Annotated in this window: 2 protein-coding genes; both read left to right on the forward strand. The window is 58.7% G+C overall.

From position 1 onward, the window contains the following. Nucleotides 1-382: 382 nt before the first annotated feature. Nucleotides 383-1,090, forward strand: coding sequence for a Rep family protein (locus tag ACQY6Y_RS08615; protein ID WP_170264651.1), 708 nt, complete (start codon nt 383-385; stop codon nt 1,088-1,090). A gap of 442 nt (nt 1,091-1,532) precedes the next feature. Beyond that, on the forward strand, nt 1,533-2,597 hold a 1,065-nt coding region (locus ACQY6Y_RS08620), incomplete at its 3' end, for a plasmid recombination protein (protein ID WP_428379971.1).

The following is a 2,597-nucleotide window of genomic DNA, read 5'->3' on the forward strand; positions in this document are numbered from 1 at the left end:
GAGCGCGACTTGGATGATGTGATGAGGGAAGCTACGGAAGTCGCGCGGGCGGCGAAAGCGTTGAGCCGTAACCATGTTGCGCCGACGAACAGCAGGCAGCGCGGGCAAGCTCGGTGAAACGTAAACTATAGTTTACGTTTTTGTGAGTCCATACTTGTGGACTCGAAAGCGCAGGTAGATGCGCAAAATAAAAGGGCACCGCGCGATGCGATGCCCTATAATGTTTGTTGCTGGTCGTTGGTTGCCGCCGACAACCAGCTAATGGAAACGGAAGGTGGTTTCCGTCACCGTACAGTACTATTCTATCAAGACCGCGAGGTCAGGGCTATAGATAGACGTAAAAACGGAGCCACCTTCCATGATTTTGGAGGTGGCTTTTTTCATGGCAGACGAGACGACCGAGAAGGCTGAGAAGCCAATCGACACCAGCGTGAAGGCGCGTTACTGGTGGGCTGTGCTCTATCAGGAGAACATGGTCGATGGTTGGCGCGACAACATCGAGGAGCTGTTGCAGCTGCCCTATGCCTACTGCGAGCACGTGGCAGACGTTGACGGCAAGGGTGAGCATCGCAAAGACCACGTGCACGTGATTATCGTCTTCGGCAACACGACCACCTACAAGACGGCGATGTCCGTTTTTAAGCGGCTTGGCGAGAAGGCGTTGAACAAGTGCGAGCGTGTAATCGACATTCGCCACTGCTACGACTACCTGATTCACGACACTGACAAGTGCCGCAAGCTCGGCAAGCATCAATACGACCCGAGCGAGCGCATTACTGGCAACGGCTTCGACATTGGCAACTACGAGCAAATCAGCACCGCCGAGAAGCAGCACATGCTAAAGGAGCTGACGTGGTTCATCATGAGCGAGGGCTACGAGACGATTAACGAGTTCACGCAGCCCGCGCTCGAACGTTTCGGCGAGCAGTACTGGGAAATCATGGTCTCGTATTCGGCGTTTCTCGTTAAGTACCTGAACGGCAACAAGATGATGCGTGAGAAGGCCGAAATGCAGAAGCGCTTGGCATGGGAAGAAGCGATGCGCGAGCGCTGCCGCAACAACGAAGCCGATTCACATTCGGGCGAGTAGGCGGGTCAATGGAGCAGGCGGTGACTACGGGGGCGGAGTAGTTCCGCATAGCGGATCTACGTAGCCCTCGTTCACCGGCTGCGGAATTGACGCGGCGGGCAAGCAACAAAACCAGACTTGATTGAGGGTCGATGACGCACTGCGCCATCGACCCTTTCCTTGCTCTAGTCGCGGCGAAGGAAGCCCATCAAATCGGGGCACGTATATATTCGGCTACTACGACCGAATATATACGTGACGTGTGACGTGTGACGAACAGCCGCGACAAGGGGGAGTTTGAGGGGGCTTGCCCCCTCATGCGAGCGCCGCCGCGAGCTGTCCGAGAACCGTGCCGCCGCGGTCTCGGAGGGGTGCAGGGGTGTCCCCTGCCACGTCCTTAGCGTAGCTAAGGTCTAACGTGCTAGACTTTAGTCGATTAAGTCTGTACGGCTCGGAGGTTTCTATGGCTCACATCGCGAAATACAAGGCAGCATCGTGCGGTCACATGCTCGCGCACTACAGGCGCGATGCATCCAGTCTGGGTCGGGAGAACATCGACCCGACCCGAACCAAGGGCAACTACACGCTCGGGTTGGATGACCGAGACGGCAAAGTCCGCGCCATGAATGGCATCGAGCCGAACTGGGCAACGGTTGAGGGGCGCATTGAGGGGGTCAATAAAGCCGCCAAGGCGGCGGGTAAACGTGCCGTCCGCAAGGACGCTGTGGTGATGGCTGATGTAGTTGTGACGCTGCCCGAGAACGTTCGCAAGGGGGACGAATTTAAGTTTTTCGGCTTCACCTACTGGTTCCTGCTACAGAAGCTTGGCAAGGAGAACATGATGGGCGGCTTCGTCCATCGGGACGAGGTGCGCAAGGACGGCTCGCCCGTGCGCGATCACATGCACGTCCCCTTCACGCCAATCGTGGACGGGCGGTTCAACTACAAGAAGATGTGTCCGAGGGCGTTCTATCAGTCCTTGCACAAGGAACTTGGGGACTATCTGGAGAAGCAAATGGGGTACCGACCCGAGGTTGAGCTGGGGGACGAGACCCGTGCGCTGAGGGTCTACACCGATAAGTCCGCCGATATCGACAAGGTGCGCGGCGCGGTCGATAGGGCGGTCGTGCAACCTGCCGAGGAAGAAGCGGCGCGCATCGTCGCGGACGCGCAGGCGCGCGCCGACGCGCTCGTGCGCGATGCCGAGACGCGCAGGGACGAGCTGGTAGCTCAGGTCGCCGATGGCGAGCGCAGGCTCTCGGACGTGCGGATGCAGGTCGACGAGGAGACCGACAGATTGGAGTGCCTTCGGCAAAGAGCGGACGGGGTTGCGCGAGACGTTGCGGAACTGGAACCCATCGCTGTCGATGTTCGCAGGTTCGAGGGTGCGGGACGCGCTGAACGCGGCGCAATCCTCGATTCAATCGCTGCTCGATGCGCAGGAGCGGCGAGAGCAGCTAGAGCGGCAATTGAGGAGCTTGGAGACCGAATCTGGGCGCTGATGCATCCCAGGAAGGCGCAGCGCACC

Origin of the sequence: Olsenella sp. Marseille-QA0557 (genome assembly GCF_965119725.1) — a bacterium.
Taxonomy (GTDB): Bacteria; Actinomycetota; Coriobacteriia; order Coriobacteriales; family Atopobiaceae; genus Coprovicinus; species Coprovicinus avistercoris.